The sequence below is a fragment of the Mesorhizobium sp. MC2-1-1 genome (assembly GCF_057597255.1).
In genome coordinates this window covers 4,762,875-4,775,808 of record NZ_CP195205.1, presented here as the reverse complement: position 1 = coordinate 4,775,808, position 12,934 = coordinate 4,762,875, and the positions used below count along the sequence as shown (strand labels likewise).

General features: G+C 65.4%; 16 protein-coding genes and 1 pseudogene. 6 read left to right on the top strand and 11 right to left on the bottom strand.

The annotated features are described in order from the left end of the window. Positions 1 to 5 precede the first annotated feature (5 nt). Both ACR64R_RS23715 and ureC read right to left on the bottom strand, forming a co-directional pair. Positions 6 to 440, bottom strand: a pseudogene (locus ACR64R_RS23715) (hypothetical protein). 33 nt (positions 441 to 473) lie between these two features. Beyond that, complete coding sequence (gene ureC / locus ACR64R_RS23710; protein WP_487358679.1) at positions 474 to 2,186, bottom strand: urease subunit alpha; 1,713 nt, start codon at positions 2,184 to 2,186, stop codon at positions 474 to 476. 167 nt (positions 2,187 to 2,353) lie between these two features. Here ureC and ACR64R_RS23705 point away from each other — a divergent pair, with 167 nt between their 5' ends. Together ACR64R_RS23705 and ACR64R_RS23700 are read left to right on the top strand one after the other, a co-directional pair. Next, on the top strand, positions 2,354 to 2,731 hold the full coding sequence (locus tag ACR64R_RS23705; RefSeq protein WP_487358678.1) for a hypothetical protein: 378 nt from the start codon (positions 2,354 to 2,356) through the stop codon (positions 2,729 to 2,731). A 159-nt stretch (positions 2,732 to 2,890) separates the two neighbouring features. Further along, a complete protein-coding gene (locus ACR64R_RS23700) occupies positions 2,891 to 3,376 on the top strand; it encodes a hypothetical protein (RefSeq protein ID WP_487358677.1) in 486 nt (161 codons plus the stop codon). Positions 3,377 to 3,411: 35 nt separating this feature from the next. Here the strand turns inward: ACR64R_RS23700 and ACR64R_RS23695 are convergent, their stop codons facing one another. Genes ACR64R_RS23695 through ACR64R_RS23675 form a run of 5 tightly spaced genes read right to left on the bottom strand, consistent with a single transcriptional unit; the run spans position 3,412 to position 5,793 of the window. After that, positions 3,412 to 3,717: an urease subunit beta gene (locus tag ACR64R_RS23695; protein ID WP_487358676.1), complete on the bottom strand. Its 306-nt coding sequence runs from the start codon at positions 3,715 to 3,717 to the stop codon at positions 3,412 to 3,414. Between the two features lie 7 nt (positions 3,718 to 3,724). Beyond that, on the bottom strand, positions 3,725 to 4,318 hold the full coding sequence (locus tag ACR64R_RS23690) for a HupE/UreJ family protein (protein WP_487358675.1): 594 nt from the start codon (positions 4,316 to 4,318) through the stop codon (positions 3,725 to 3,727). Positions 4,319 to 4,341: 23 nt separating this feature from the next. Further along, on the bottom strand, positions 4,342 to 4,596 hold the full coding sequence (locus ACR64R_RS23685; protein ID WP_487358674.1) for a DUF1272 domain-containing protein: 255 nt from the start codon (positions 4,594 to 4,596) through the stop codon (positions 4,342 to 4,344). Positions 4,597 to 4,608: 12 nt separating this feature from the next. Further along, positions 4,609 to 4,911: an urease subunit gamma gene (locus ACR64R_RS23680; protein WP_487358673.1), complete on the bottom strand. Its 303-nt coding sequence runs from the start codon at positions 4,909 to 4,911 to the stop codon at positions 4,609 to 4,611. A gap of 21 nt (positions 4,912 to 4,932) precedes the next feature. Continuing rightward, positions 4,933 to 5,793: an urease accessory protein UreD gene (locus ACR64R_RS23675; RefSeq protein ID WP_487362528.1), complete on the bottom strand. Its 861-nt coding sequence runs from the start codon at positions 5,791 to 5,793 to the stop codon at positions 4,933 to 4,935. 204 nt (positions 5,794 to 5,997) lie between these two features. Between ACR64R_RS23675 and ACR64R_RS23670 the strand changes: the two genes are divergently transcribed. The 3 genes from ACR64R_RS23670 to ACR64R_RS23660 all read left to right on the top strand — a co-directional run bounded on the left by ACR64R_RS23670 (position 5,998) and on the right by ACR64R_RS23660 (position 8,305). Next, the gene (locus tag ACR64R_RS23670; protein WP_487358672.1) at positions 5,998 to 6,252 is read left to right on the top strand and encodes an acyl carrier protein; all 255 of its coding nucleotides are present in this window, start codon (positions 5,998 to 6,000) and stop codon (positions 6,250 to 6,252) included. A 5-nt stretch (positions 6,253 to 6,257) separates the two neighbouring features. Further along, entirely contained in the window at positions 6,258 to 7,466 is a 1,209-nt protein-coding gene (locus tag ACR64R_RS23665; RefSeq protein ID WP_487358671.1) for a beta-ketoacyl-[acyl-carrier-protein] synthase family protein, read from the top strand. 134 nt (positions 7,467 to 7,600) lie between these two features. Further along, positions 7,601 to 8,305 carry a glutathione S-transferase family protein gene (locus ACR64R_RS23660; RefSeq protein ID WP_487358670.1) on the top strand — a complete coding sequence of 235 codons (705 nt, stop codon included), beginning with the start codon at positions 7,601 to 7,603 and terminating at the stop codon, positions 8,303 to 8,305. A gap of 102 nt (positions 8,306 to 8,407) precedes the next feature. On the opposite strand, the gene ACR64R_RS23655 is transcribed toward ACR64R_RS23660, so the two are convergent. The 3 genes from ACR64R_RS23655 to ACR64R_RS23645 form a co-directional block, all read right to left on the bottom strand. Continuing rightward, a complete protein-coding gene (locus ACR64R_RS23655; protein ID WP_487358669.1) occupies positions 8,408 to 8,746 on the bottom strand; it encodes a hypothetical protein in 339 nt (112 codons plus the stop codon). Positions 8,747 to 8,907: 161 nt separating this feature from the next. Continuing rightward, the gene (locus tag ACR64R_RS23650) at positions 8,908 to 9,522 is read right to left on the bottom strand and encodes a nucleoside triphosphate hydrolase (protein WP_487358668.1); all 615 of its coding nucleotides are present in this window, start codon (positions 9,520 to 9,522) and stop codon (positions 8,908 to 8,910) included. Positions 9,523 to 9,742: 220 nt separating this feature from the next. Next, entirely contained in the window at positions 9,743 to 10,849 is a 1,107-nt protein-coding gene (locus ACR64R_RS23645) for a hypothetical protein (RefSeq protein WP_487358667.1), read from the bottom strand. A 230-nt stretch (positions 10,850 to 11,079) separates the two neighbouring features. On the opposite strand from ACR64R_RS23645, the gene ACR64R_RS23640 reads away from it, so the two are divergent. After that, complete coding sequence (locus ACR64R_RS23640) at positions 11,080 to 12,144, top strand: D-alanyl-D-alanine carboxypeptidase family protein (RefSeq protein WP_487362527.1); 1,065 nt, start codon at positions 11,080 to 11,082, stop codon at positions 12,142 to 12,144. Positions 12,145 to 12,265: 121 nt separating this feature from the next. Here ACR64R_RS23640 and ACR64R_RS23635 read toward each other — a convergent pair whose 3' ends face one another. Continuing rightward, positions 12,266 to 12,715: a universal stress protein gene (locus tag ACR64R_RS23635; RefSeq protein ID WP_487358666.1), complete on the bottom strand. Its 450-nt coding sequence runs from the start codon at positions 12,713 to 12,715 to the stop codon at positions 12,266 to 12,268. Positions 12,716 to 12,934 lie beyond the last annotated feature (219 nt).

Genomic DNA, 12,934 nt, shown 5'->3' with positions numbered 1-12,934 from the left:
CTCGGTCAGTCATACCAGAGCCATAGCTTTCGGTAGCCCGCCGGAACTGCAACTTGCTCGGCCGGCAGGTGCTCCACATCGCCTTCCCACGTTTCATCCGGTTCAAACCCTGACGGCAGCCAGCCAATGACATCGGCTTCAGCGGCGCGCGTCGTGATGACGATCTTGTCCGAGAACGGCCATTCTCCATCATCGCACTAGACGATCGCTATCCGGACGTCGTGAACTTCGGGCCTTTTGCGTATCGACTGAAGTTCTGCCAGAACCGTATTATTGTCCAGCGCTTCCGCACTATTGCAGAGCAATCCGGCTTCACCTTCGGCCCCGTCAAAATATTCTTCTGGCGTAACAAGCGGCATGGTGAGCGGGGTGACGCCGCCATTGTATTTGCGCAACGCACCCATCCTGGAAATCAACGCCAGCTTCTTTTGCTCATTCATGGGTGAGTCCGATACTTGGTGGGCGCACCGATCCTAAAACAGAAAATACCGCTGCGCCATCGGCAGCACGGTTGCCGGCTCGCAGGTCAGCAATTCACCGTCGGCGCGAACCTCATAGGTTTCAGGGTCGACCTCGACATGCGGCGTGGCGTCGTTGAGGACCATGGAATGCTTGCCGATGCCGCCGCGCGTGTTCTCGACCGCGACCATCGCCTTGTCTACACCCAGCCTGCCCTGCAGGCCCGAATCGAGCGCCGCCTTCGAGACGAAGGTGACCGAAGAATTGGTCAGCGCCTTGCCATAGGCGCCGAACATCGGCCGGTAGTGCATCGGCTGCGGTGTCGGGATCGAGGCATTGGGATCGCCCATCGGGGCCGCGGCGATCGAGCCGCCGACCAGGACCATCTCCGGCTTGACGCCGAAGAAGGCCGGATTCCACAGCACCAGATCGGCCCGCTTGCCGACCGTCACCGAGCCGATCTGCTTCGACAGGCCGTGCGCGATGGCCGGGTTGATGGTGTATTTGGCGATGTAGCGGCGGACGCGGAAATTGTCGTTGTCGCCGGTCTCCTGGGGAAGCGAACCGCGCTGGCGCTTCATCTTGTCGGCGGTCTGCCAGCAGCGGATCGCCACCTCGCCGACGCGGCCCATGGCCTGGCTGTCGGAGGAGATGATCGAGAAGGCGCCGATGTCGTGCAGTATGTCCTCGGCGGCGATCGTCTCCTTGCGGATGCGGCTTTCGGCAAAGGCGATGTCCTCGGGGATCGACGGCGACAGATGGTGGCAGACCATAAGCATGTCGAGGTGCTCGGCCAGGGTGTTGACCGTGTAGGGCCTGGTCGGATTGGTCGAGGACGGAATGACGTTGGGCAGGCCGCAGACCTTGATGATGTCGGGCGCATGGCCGCCGCCGGCGCCCTCGGTGTGGAAGGCGTGGATGGTACGGCCCTTGATGGCTGCCACCGTGTTCTCGACGAAGCCCGATTCGTTCAGCGTGTCGGTATGGATCATCACCTGGACGTCGTACTCGTCGGCGACCGACAGGCAGCAGTCTATTGCCGCAGGCGTCGTTCCCCAGTCCTCATGCAGCTTCAGCGAGCAGGCGCCGGCCAGCACCATCTCCTCCAGCGCTGCCGGCTTCGACGCATTGCCCTTGCCGGACAGGCCGATGTTCATCGGGAAAGCATCGAAGGACTGGATCATGCGCGCCATGTGCCAGGGGCCGGGCGTGCAAGTGGTGGCCAGGGTGCCATGCGCCGGACCCGTGCCGCCGCCGAGCATGGTGGTGACGCCGCTCATCAGCGCTTCCTCGATCTGCTGCGGACAGATGAAGTGGATATGCGCGTCGAAGCCGCCGGCCGTCAGGATCTTGCCCTCGCCGGCGATGATCTCGGTGCCAGGGCCGATGATGATGGTGACGCCAGCTTGCGTATCCGGATTGCCGGCCTTGCCGATCGCGGCGATGCGGCCATCCTTCAGGCCGATATCGGCCTTGATGATGCCGGTGAGCGCGTCGACGACCAGTGCATTGGTGATGACGGTGTCGACCGCGCCGCCTGCCCGCGTGACCTGGCTCTGGCCCATGCCGTCGCGGATGACCTTGCCGCCGCCGAATTTCACTTCCTCGCCGTAAACGGTGAGGTCCTTCTCGACCTCGACGAACAGTTCGGTGTCGGCAAGCCGCACCTTGTCGCCGACCGTCGGTCCATACATCCGCGCATAGGCGGCACGGCTTATCCTGGCCATCAGCGATCGCTCCCGAAATTCCATCTGTTTGCGCAAGGGGCACACATTGCCGCCATCCAATGGTCATGCAATGACCCGCCCGGCGACACTCTGAGCGCCCATTTGGGCCTTCCCATCGGGCGGTTGAGGCGGGCGGTATCACTCCCAAGCCAATGGAAGGAATATTCATGCGCAAAGCGATGCTTCTCGCCGCGACCGCGACCCTGATGATGGCGGGTGCCGCGAGCGCCCAGCAGCAGCCGACTCCTCAGCCCAGGCCGGCGCCGACTGAGCCCGCCGCGCCCAAGGCTCAGCCCTCGGTGCCGACGATCCAGAGCGTCAACGTCGTCGATATCAGCGAACTGCCCAAGGATGCGCAGACACAGGTCAACCAGATCGTGGCGCAGCGCGGCGATGCCGGCCTGCAGACCTTGCGCAAGTCGATCGACGCCACGCCCAAAGTCAAATCCGCGCTCGAAGCCAAGGGCGTGAGCTCGGCGCAAGTCATCGCCGCCAGCATGCAGCCCAATGGCGCCCTGACGCTGATCACCAAGAAGGCGAGCTGATTGCGCGCCCAGGCGGGCCGCCGCGCGATCCGCCTGTCGTATTCTCAAGGTAAGGCGGGCCGCCGCGCGGTCCGCCTGCCGGCTTTTGAGCGGAACCTCCAGCCGATCACGACCGTTTCGCTGTTCTCGCCCCGCCTCAAGTTCAGCTAGGAGCGCGCGATGCCGAGTGTCCGGTGCCTTGCAAGATGGAGTTTCGTTGTTGCCGCCCCGCTCTGCCTGGCCGTGCCCGGTGCAGTATCCGTGGCGCAGCCGCTGGGTGGCGACAAGCCCGCCGCCGCAATCGTCGATTCCGACATTCGCCAGGAGGAGACGCTCTCCAGGACGGAAGCGGGAAAGGTCATCACGGCCATCGATCGCATCCGCGAAAATATCGGCATGGTGCGCAAGACCACCAAGCTCAACACGGTCGACATCGTATTCCTGACCGATGCGGCGCGCAGTGAAGGTGGGCCACCGCCGGCCATCGAGAGCAAGGTGAAGCAGCATAAGGACGACGTGGCCGAACTGCGCCGGGAGATCGAGGCCAATGCCTTGCTTTTCAACGCGATCGATTCGCGGCGGGTGCTGGCAGAGGACGTTCTCGCGGTCGAATTCGACAATCCCGGCAGGATCGTCATCTATGCCGCGGCCAAGCCCCCGAAGTGACGGCCCCCGAAACGATTTGAGCGCGCCGGCGGCCCTCACAACTTGCCCATAACCTTTTTCTGGAAGCCATAGACCTCGCGGTTTCCCCCGAGCGGCACCAGCGTGACGTCGCGTTCCTGCCCCGGCTCGAAGCGCATGGCTGTGCCGGCGGCAATGTCCAGCCGCATGCCGCGCGCGCGTTCGCGGTCGAACTTCAGGCCCTCATTGGTCTCGAAGAAATGATAGTGGCTGCCGACCTGGATCGGTCGGTCGCCGCTGTTGGCGACCTTGAGCGTGACGGTCGGCCGATCTTTGTTGAGCTCGATCTCGCCTTTGGCCGCAATGACTTCGCCGGGGATCATCGCGCCCTCACAACAGGCCAAAGGCGAGGCCGACGCCGACCGCGGCACACGCGGCGCCGGCGGCGCGCGCCAGGCCGCGGAAGCGCGAGCCAAGCCCGAGGCCGGCCGCAATGCCGGCGCCGTGAAGCAGCGCCGTGGCCATCGCGAAACCGGCCATATAGTACAGTCCGCCGGAATTTTCCGGCGCCTCGGTGCCGTGGGCATGACCATGGAACAGCGCGAACAGGCCGATGATGGCGACACCGGCCGAGACCGGCAGATCGATCGCCAGCGCCACCAGCAGGCCGAGCGCCACGACGGAACCCAGGATGCCCGGCTCGACGAAGGGCAACGGCACATGCACCATGCCAAGCGTCCCGCCCACCAGCATCACGCCGACAAAGGCTAGCGGCCAGGCCCAGATCGCCTTGCCCCCCTTCAGCGCCGCCCACAGGCCGACGGCGACCATGACCGCCATGTGGTCGAGCCCGGACAGCGGATGCGCGAGGCCGGCAGCGAAGGACGAGGTGGAGCCCGCGCCGACATGGGCGTAAGCCGGCATCGCGGCCGCCAGCAACAGGATGACGGCGAGCGCGCTGCGTTTGGTTGAAGCGGAAATCATCGGTCTGCCTTCCGGTTGTCTGTTCAAGCGGCTTTGCGTGGGCCGCAGCCTTCTGCCTTGAGCACGCGCTTGGTCGATGGCGGATATTTCATGAGCTTGGCCGCCGGCCGAATCGGCCGCGGTGTGAAATTGCCGCCGCAATTGGGGCAGACGCCACCCAGCACATTGTCGACGCAGTCGGCGCAGAAGGTGCATTCGAAGGTGCAGATCAGCGCATCGGTCGCGTCGGGCGGCAGATTTTTGTCACAGCACTCGCAATTCGGCCTGAGGTCCAGCATGGGCCCTTCTCCTCACCTGATCGGTTCATGCACGGTCACCAGCTTGGTGCCGTCGGGAAACGTCGCCTCGACCTGGACGTCGTGGATAATCTCGGCAATGCCGTCCATAACCTGGGAGCGGGTGACGACATGGGCGCCCGCCTCCATCAGTTCGGCGACCGGACGGCCGTCGCGCGCGCCTTCGACGACGAAGTCGGTGATCAGGGCGATCGCTTCGGGGTGGTTGAGCTTGACGCCACGCTCCAGCCGCTTGCGCGCCACCATCGCCGCCATCGCGATGAGCAGCTTGTCCTTTTCACGCGGCGTCAGGTTCATGCGATGTCCCGGTATTCCAGATCAGAGTGACCACAATTTAGGCAGGCCCGCCCGCCCATTGAGCAGTTCGACGAGCGGAACCAGCCGCTTGCGGAGCTGGCAGCCGTCACCGGCGCAGAGCCTCGCAAGAAGCTTGCCAGATCGGCCGACGCTCCAGAAACTGGCGCCGCCCCAGCTCGCGGCGACGGGTTCGCCGATGACGGCGCGGGCCGGCTCCAGCAGGCTTTCGGCCAGCGGCGAAACGAGCAGCAATGTGGCAACGGCAAGAGCGCCGCCGGCGGCGGCCGGCCGCCGGAGCGTTGCCGCGATGTCAGGGCCGACGCGAAAATCCTCCGCATGGATCAGCTCGCCGCCCTGGCGCACCCGCCAACGGTCTTGGAAACCGCCTTTGACCGTCCGCTCGCCCATCGCCAGCCGGCCGAACAGCGTCGCTTCGAGAATCAATGCCTCGGCATCCTCGGCGAGGTCGACATCCAGCGTGCGGGCGAAAGCAGCATTGTCGAAAACGATCGTTTCCTGCGGCAGCCAGGCCAAGCGGCCGCCCGGGGCGACCCGCAGGCCGACGCTGGTCTCGGCCCTGTCGACGGCCGCGCGATAGACCTTCTCGCAGGCCTGGGTGGTGACGGAGGCGGAAGCGCCGGCGCCGACCTCGATCGTCCAGCCGAGACGGTCGCCCCCGGTCAGCCCGCCGGCCGTGTTGATAAGCACGGCCTCGAACGGATCGCCTTCTACCGCCGGCAGGCGGATCTTGGCAGATCCGTCCTGGTAAAGCCGCTGCAAGCGCGTGCGTCCGCCGCTCTTTGCGCATATAAGCCCGCCCAAGCCGGCAGCGCGTTGCGCGGCAGGCAGGACGGGCCGGGATGTCACGGTGTCGTCGATCATGTCCACGGCACCAAGGTTAAGCACTCCGGCGGCTTTGTCGATATATCGCTTGTTGCTTGACATCGTTTTGGTTTCTATAGAGGGAAGCCACCTTGGAGCGGTCGCGCGGTGCCCGGCGAGGTAAGGGCGACGGCGTTTGTTGGATCCGGGGATCAAAAGGGGCGCTGATCAGTTGGCGTCGGGAAACGACAGGGAAGGAACCGAATGGCTGACCAACTGACGACCGAGATCATCGAAAAGATCAAAGCGCATGCCGATACGGGCGGCGAGGAAATCACCACCAGCACCGATCTCAACACGCTCGGCATCCATTCGCTGGAGCTGACGGAGATCATCTTCGATCTCGAGGAGAAATACGGCATCGAGATCGAAATGAACACGGTCGACGCCTGGAGCAACCTCAAGACCGTCGGTGACATGGTCGAGGCGGTTCGCGAGCTGATCGCGAAAAAAGCCTGAACCGCATGAAAAAACGCGTCGTCATCACCGGCATCGGCGGGATTTGCGGGCTCGGCAATGATGTGCCGACGATGTGGGACGCGATGCGCGCCGGCCGCTCGGCCATCGGCCCGATCGACAATCCGTCGCTGCATGATCTCAAGGTCAAGGTCGGCTGCGAAATCAAGGACTTGCCCGATCACGGCATCGACCGCAAGCAGGTCGTGTCGATGGACCGCTTCAGCCTGCTGGCGGTGATCGCGGCGCGCGAAGCCATGCGGCAGTCCGGATTGACGGCGCATGCCGACAACACCTACAGGATGGGCGCGGTCATCGGCATCGGCGTGGCGGGCTTCGAGACAATCGAGGAGAATTACCGGGCCATCCTGCTCGAGGGTCGCAACCGCGCCGCCATCTTCACGGTGCCGAAGGTGATGCCGGGCGCGGCCGCCGGCCAGGTCAGCATGGCGCTCGGCCTGCGCGGCCCGGTCTTCGGCGCCACCTCGGCCTGTTCGTCGGCAAACCACGCGATTTCCTCGGCCGTCGACCAGATCAGGCTCGGCCGCGCCGACGTGATGGTTGCCGGCGGCACCGAAGCGCCGCTGGTGTGGGGAGTGCTCAAGGGCTGGGAGGCGCTCAGGGTGCTTTCGCCCGACACCTGCCGGCCGTTCTCGGCCGACCGAGCCGGCCTGGTGCTTGGCGAGGGCGCAGGCATGGCGGTGCTGGAAAGCTACGATCATGCGATGGCGCGCGGTGCCACCATCCTGGCCGAGATCGCCGGCGCCGGGCTTTCGGCCGATGCCTCCGACATCGTCGCACCGACCGTCGAGGGACCGGAAGCGGCGATGCGTTTCTGCCTGGCGGATGCCGGGCTCAATCCGGAAGACGTCGACTATCTCAACGCGCACGGCACCGGCACCAAGGCCAATGACCAGATCGAGACCGCGGCGATCAAGCGCGTCTTCGGCGAGCATGCCTCTTCGCTGTCGGTGTCCTCGACAAAGTCGATGCACGCGCATTGCCTGGGCGCTTCCGGCGGCCTGGAGATGATCGCCTGCGTGATGGCGATCCGCGAGGGCATCGTGCCACCGACCGCCAATTATCGCGAGCCGGATCCCGACTGCGATCTCGACGTGACCCCCAACGTGGCGCGCGAACGCAAGATCCGTGCGGCGCTCTCCAATGGCTTCGCCTTCGGCGGGACCAATGCGGTGCTGGCCTTCAAGGCCGTCTGATCGCGGCCTGCCGACCCTTCTTGTGTGCTTGGAAAGCCGGCTTCGGATGTATTGATCCCGTCCGGCAGGGGCCCTAACTCTTAGCTCACCCGCCATGAGCGCCGCCCGGCGCCAATCCCCTTCCGGAGCTTGCGATGACCGACCTGTCCGCCTTTCCGATTGCCAAGCGCTGGCCGGCCGAGCACCCGGACCGCCTGCAGCTCTATTCCGCCACGACGCCCAATGGCGTGAAGGTCTCGATCGCCCTGGAGGAGATCGGCCTGCCCTATGAGCCGCACTATATCGATATCGGCAAGAACGAGAGCTGGACGCCGGAATTCCTGTCGCTCAATCCGAACGGCAAGATCCCAGTGATCATCGACCCCGACGGTCCGGGCGGCAAGCCGATCGGCCTGTTCGAATCCGGCGCCATCCTGCTCTATCTCGCCGACAAGACCGGCAAGCTCATTCCCGCCGATGCGGCCCGGCGCTACGAGACCATCCAGTGGGTGTTCTTCCAGATGGCGGCGATCGGCCCGATCTTCGGGCAAGTCGGCTTCTTCCACAAATTCGCCGGGCGCGAGATTGCCGACAAGCGGCCGCTGGAGCGTTACCGCGACGAATCGCGGCGGCTGATCGGCGTGCTCGAAACACGGCTGAAGGGCCGCAAGTGGATCATGGACGACGATTTCACCATTGCGGACGTTTCGATGCTGGGCTGGGTGCGGAACCTGATCGGCTTCTATGACGCCCGCGACCTGGTCGGCTTCGACGATTTCCCCACCGTCGCCGATTGGCTGGAGCGCGGCCTGGCGCGGCCGGCGGTGAAGCGAGGCCTCGCCATCCCGGCTAAGGGCTGACAGGCTCGAACGCAGTTCCAGGAAGTCCATGCGTCGGGCCCGGCAGCTTCGCCGCGGCTTTCCGCGCGTGATTGCGTCGCGCCGACCGCCATTTCGCCTTTGCTATTTCGCCTTGGCCTTGGCACCTCCCCGGCCGAACACGGAAGCCGCGAGACGCGCGGTAGCGACGACCGCTCCGGTGGCGACGGTTGCGGCAGTGCGGATCGGACCTGGCTCCTTTGCCGCCGGCCCCGTGGGCGTCCTGGAATGCTTCGCGCTCTTGGCCGCGACCTTGTGCGTCGCGGCAGCCGTCACCTTTTTCGGCGCCGCCTTGCCGAAGGCTGGCTTGGCGTCTTTCGAACGCTCCGCTACCGCCGGGCCTGCGCCGGCCTTGGCCTGCGTCGCTCTGGGCTGGCTGGACTTGCTCTTCTTGGGTGGGGATTTTCTGCTGTTGGTTGCCATCTGACGGCTCCTGCTTTGTTCTTTTCACAATTCCGCACGGAAGCGGCTGCGCGCTTCCTGGAATTGCTCCGGCGCCGGATAATTCGGGGTAGCTTAATAACGGCCTGAAAACCTTAAAGTTCCCGCCCAAAAATATTGAAAATTGAACAGGTTAACCAAGGTCATAGGCCAATGACCATGTCGGCCGGCCGCCGGCGCGCCAGCACCCGCTCGATGTTCGGCATGTCATTGGAGGCGATCCAGGCGCGGGCGTCCTCATCCGACTTGCCGTGCTCCCGCCAGCGCTCCATGAGCCGGCGCTCGAGTTCGTCTCGCGGCACGTCTACGAAGATGGTGAAATCGAACAAAGGCGCCAGCCGCGACCAGGGCTCCTCGTCGAGCAGCAGGTAGTTGCCCTCGACCAGGATGAATTTGGTGTTGGCGGAAACGATCTCGGCCGCGGCGCGCGACAGTTCGATGCTGCGATCGAAAACCGGAATGGCGATATCGGGCTCGCCGGAGCGGATGCGCTTCAAAAGGGTCTCGAAGCCGGCGAAATCGAAGGTCTCCGGCGCGCCCTTGCGCGGACCCAGGCCGCGGCGGTTCAGAATGATGTCGTCATAATGGAAGCCATCCATGGGCACGACCTCGGATGTGCCTTCCGGCAAAAGCTCATGCAGGGTCGCCGACAGCGTCGACTTGCCGGAACCCGGCGGGCCGGCGATGGCGACGATGAAGCGCCTGGCCTTGCCGGCGCGCTTGAAGATGGCAGCGGTGATATGGGCGATCTCGGACATAGGCGGCTTTCCGGCTGCGGTTCGGACCGCATCTTGGCGGGTGTGGATGGAAATTTCAAACCTCGTTTCCGGACGCAGAGGTTTGATCCGATTGCTTGGCAGTCGCCCCGAGATTGGCCGGAACGCCTTGTCCCATCGTCATGCGAGGCGAACGCGCGTCGCTCCGCTCCTTGCCCCGGCCTGGAATGGCGAATTCTTTAAACGGCTCCGCCTCTGAGCCTTACGCCGGAACAGAGCGCCCGATGCGCAGGAACCCGCCGTCGAAAGGCACCTCCTTCACCGCCCCGCTCGGGCCAAGGATGCGCAATCGATCGGTCGCTTGTTCCAGGCCGGCCGGCGGCTCGGCCACGGCAAATGGCACGCCACCTATGACATGGCGGAACGAGACAGATCGCCCTTCGGCCAGCGCGAAGGCCGTCGCCACGCCTTCATGCTTCAGCCAGTTGTCGCCGAGCGAGGCGGCGTGACCGACGGCCGTCCGGCCGTCCTCGACGCCAAGCACGCCGAGATGGCGGCCGCTCCAGGGCGCGTAATCCCGGCCTCCATTCGAGAACCACAGCATGGTCACGGGGAGTTCGTCCGGGTTCTTGAGCACCAGCACAAGGTCCTGCTCGGCGTGGCGGGCTACCGCCGTCCAGCCCGGGCCGCCGTGATCGGCCTCGACCAGGGTGATGAAATCCTCGCGCCTGTCCTCCATGCGATAATCGGCGAGGTCGATGGTGCCGCCAGCGGCGAGCGGGAACCGCGCGAGCTCGGTGGAGCGGGCCGGATAGGCCAGCATGAAGCGGCCGCGCGCCGGATCGGGCTCGAGCGGTGTGGCGAGCGTCACCGCCAGGCGTTTCGGCGAGAAAGCCAGCCGGCCGCCGTCGCGCATCACGGTCATCGGATGGTGGGCGACGGAGATCGCGCCGGAGCCACCTGAAAAGATGTGTTCCTGGTAGAGGAAAGGATGGCCGTCGCGGAGCGTGAATATCTTGTCGACGGCGGCGCCCATCACCTTGCGGCGCAGCCGGAAGACGGCGCGCCAGCCGCCGGGAATTGCACCGTTCTCGACGGCGTCCCATTCGCTGTTGGCCGGCCAGCCATGCAGGGGGGCCGGCTCGACATCGCTGGCGGAGAAAGGAGCGCAGAGAAAATCTCCGGACAGGCGCACCGTGCCTTCGGGGAGGTTCGCGGGCAATGTCTCGCGCGGCGAGCCGACCCATGGCGCGCGATGCAGCGGCTTCAGGACGCGGCCTTCGGCCTCGACCTCCATGGCGGCGATATGGCCGACGGCGAGATCGAGCGAGACGGAGATGCCCTTTGCGCCGATCGTGACGATGTCCAAGCCAGCCTCCCGCGAATCTTTCACAGCGCGCCAGCAAAGCCTGTCCGGCGTCGCGGATGCAAGCGCCGCGGCAGGCAATTTGCATCAGCGCCCCACCCTCACCCTTGCGGCGGGGCAGACGTTGCGGCTTAAAACCTGGGCAAATGCCATGTTGGCGCCCTTAACCGATTGGACGCGACCGATGGGTTACGCTAGCTTCGCCGCGTCTCAGCAACAGCTTTTTGAACGTCTTGCCCCGTATCTTCCCTTTCCTGCAGAAACTGATCGTCGCGTTGGCGTTGCTCGCGCTGGTGGGCGGCTGCACCACGGCCGCGCCGCCGGAGAGCGTGCTGGCCGTGCCGGCGCAGCCGCAGAAATATGCCGCGATCGTGGTCGATGCCTCGACCGGCAAGACCTTGTTCGAGGTCAATTCGAGGTCGCAGCGCTATCCGGCGTCGCTCACCAAGATGATGACGCTCTACATGCTGTTCGAGGCGCTGGAGAGCGGCCGCGTCACCAAGGAGACGCGGATCCCGGTTTCCGATCACGCCGCCTCGCAGCCGCCGACGAAACTGCGCTTCCGGCGCGGCGAGACGATCGACGTCGATTCCGCCATCCGCGCCATGGTGGTGAAGTCGGCAAACGACGTGGCCGTGGCGGTGGGCGAATATCTGGGCGGCGGCTCGGAGGACCAGTTCGCCGCCATGATGACGGCCAAGGCGCGCTCGCTGGGCATGACCGGCACCAATTTCCGCAATGCCTGCGGCCTGCCCGACGACGGCCAGGTGACCACCGCGCGCGACATGGCGGTGCTGGGCATGGCGCTGGAGAAGCGCTTCCCGCAGCATTTCCACTATTTCTCGGAAAGCGACTTCATGTTCCGGGGCAAGCTGGTGCGCGGCCACAACGACATGCTGGGGCGCGTGCGCGGCGTCGACGGCATCAAGACCGGCTACATCCGTGCTTCCGGCTACAACATCGTCACCTCCTACAATGCCGACGGGCGGCATCTGATAGTGGTGGTGATGGGCGCCGACTCGGCGCGCCAGCGCAACGACCATGCCGAGGCGCTGATCCAGCGCAGCCTCGGGCCGACGACCGCCGCCGCGACCCAGCCCAGGCTGATGTATTCCGGACAGCAGCCCTCGGCCACGCCGCTTCCCGGCCTGCCGCAGGCGGACTCGGCCTTGCCGGGATTGCCGCCGCCGCCGGATCAGGCGACGCCTGCGTCGGCGCAGCCCGGCCAGCCGGCGTCCGATTTTCCGTCGCCGGATCTAGCTTCGTCCGGTTCGCCACTGCTGCCGCCGGCGCAGTAGGGCGGCGGATTACGAGGAGCGCCTGCCGCCGTTCTTTCGTCATTCCAGGGCGGAGCAAGGAGCGAAGCGACGCGCGCAGACCCTGGAATCACGAATTGAGCGGGGCCGCCTTGCGTTAGCCCTACCGAACCACCAGCACCGGGATCTGCGTCAGCGACACGACTTCCGCCGTCTGGCTGCCCAGAACGAGGCGGCCGATGCCCCGCCGGCCATGCGAGGACATGACGATCAGGTCGCAGGCCTCGTTGCCGGCGATGTCGAGGATCGCCTCGGCTGGCGTCCGGTTCTCGACATGGATGCCCTTCGAGCCGACGCCCTTGGCATCGGCCTCGGCCTTGCATTTGTCGAGCAGCTCGCGGGCGTATTTGCGCGCGCTTTCCTCGTAATTGACCAGCTCGTCGGCGGCGATGTAGCCGGCCATGGCGCCGCCCCAGGCCAGCGCCGGGAACGGCTCGGAGACCGTGACGAAGGTGACCGTGGCGCCGAGGCCCTTGGCCAGCTCCAGGCCTTGGTCCACGCCCTTCTGGGCAAGCTCCGACCCATCGGTGGCGATCAGGATTTTCCTGTACATGGTGGCGATCCCTCATTTTGCGGGGCGCACGCCCCTGGGTGGCGGGAGCCTGGTCAAGCACTGCGAGCGATCAGGCCTGGTCCCGATATAATTGGCCTAGCAGGCCAACCACAGGGGGCAGTTTGATATGCATCAAGGCCAGCCGGCACGGATCATTGCGCCAGCGGGCGGGCGAGAAATCGCCGGCCCTCATGTGACCGCGAGGCGAAGGTCGGCGAA

Coding starts and splice junctions, on each gene's coding strand:
- ureC (WP_487358679.1), bottom strand. CDS start 2,186: ATGGCCAGGATAAGCCGTGCCGCCTATGCGCGGATGTATGGACCGACG.
- ACR64R_RS23705 (WP_487358678.1), top strand. CDS start 2,354: ATGCGCAAAGCGATGCTTCTCGCCGCGACCGCGACCCTGATGATGGCG.
- ACR64R_RS23700 (WP_487358677.1), top strand. CDS start 2,891: ATGCCGAGTGTCCGGTGCCTTGCAAGATGGAGTTTCGTTGTTGCCGCC.
- ACR64R_RS23695 (WP_487358676.1), bottom strand. CDS start 3,717: ATGATCCCCGGCGAAGTCATTGCGGCCAAAGGCGAGATCGAGCTCAAC.
- ACR64R_RS23690 (WP_487358675.1), bottom strand. CDS start 4,318: ATGATTTCCGCTTCAACCAAACGCAGCGCGCTCGCCGTCATCCTGTTG.
- ACR64R_RS23685 (WP_487358674.1), bottom strand. CDS start 4,596: ATGCTGGACCTCAGGCCGAATTGCGAGTGCTGTGACAAAAATCTGCCG.
- ACR64R_RS23680 (WP_487358673.1), bottom strand. CDS start 4,911: ATGAACCTGACGCCGCGTGAAAAGGACAAGCTGCTCATCGCGATGGCG.
- ACR64R_RS23675 (WP_487362528.1), bottom strand. CDS start 5,793: ATGATCGACGACACCGTGACATCCCGGCCCGTCCTGCCTGCCGCGCAA.
- ACR64R_RS23670 (WP_487358672.1), top strand. CDS start 5,998: ATGGCTGACCAACTGACGACCGAGATCATCGAAAAGATCAAAGCGCAT.
- ACR64R_RS23665 (WP_487358671.1), top strand. CDS start 6,258: ATGAAAAAACGCGTCGTCATCACCGGCATCGGCGGGATTTGCGGGCTC.
- ACR64R_RS23660 (WP_487358670.1), top strand. CDS start 7,601: ATGACCGACCTGTCCGCCTTTCCGATTGCCAAGCGCTGGCCGGCCGAG.
- ACR64R_RS23655 (WP_487358669.1), bottom strand. CDS start 8,746: ATGGCAACCAACAGCAGAAAATCCCCACCCAAGAAGAGCAAGTCCAGC.
- ACR64R_RS23650 (WP_487358668.1), bottom strand. CDS start 9,522: ATGTCCGAGATCGCCCATATCACCGCTGCCATCTTCAAGCGCGCCGGC.
- ACR64R_RS23635 (WP_487358666.1), bottom strand. CDS start 12,715: ATGTACAGGAAAATCCTGATCGCCACCGATGGGTCGGAGCTTGCCCAG.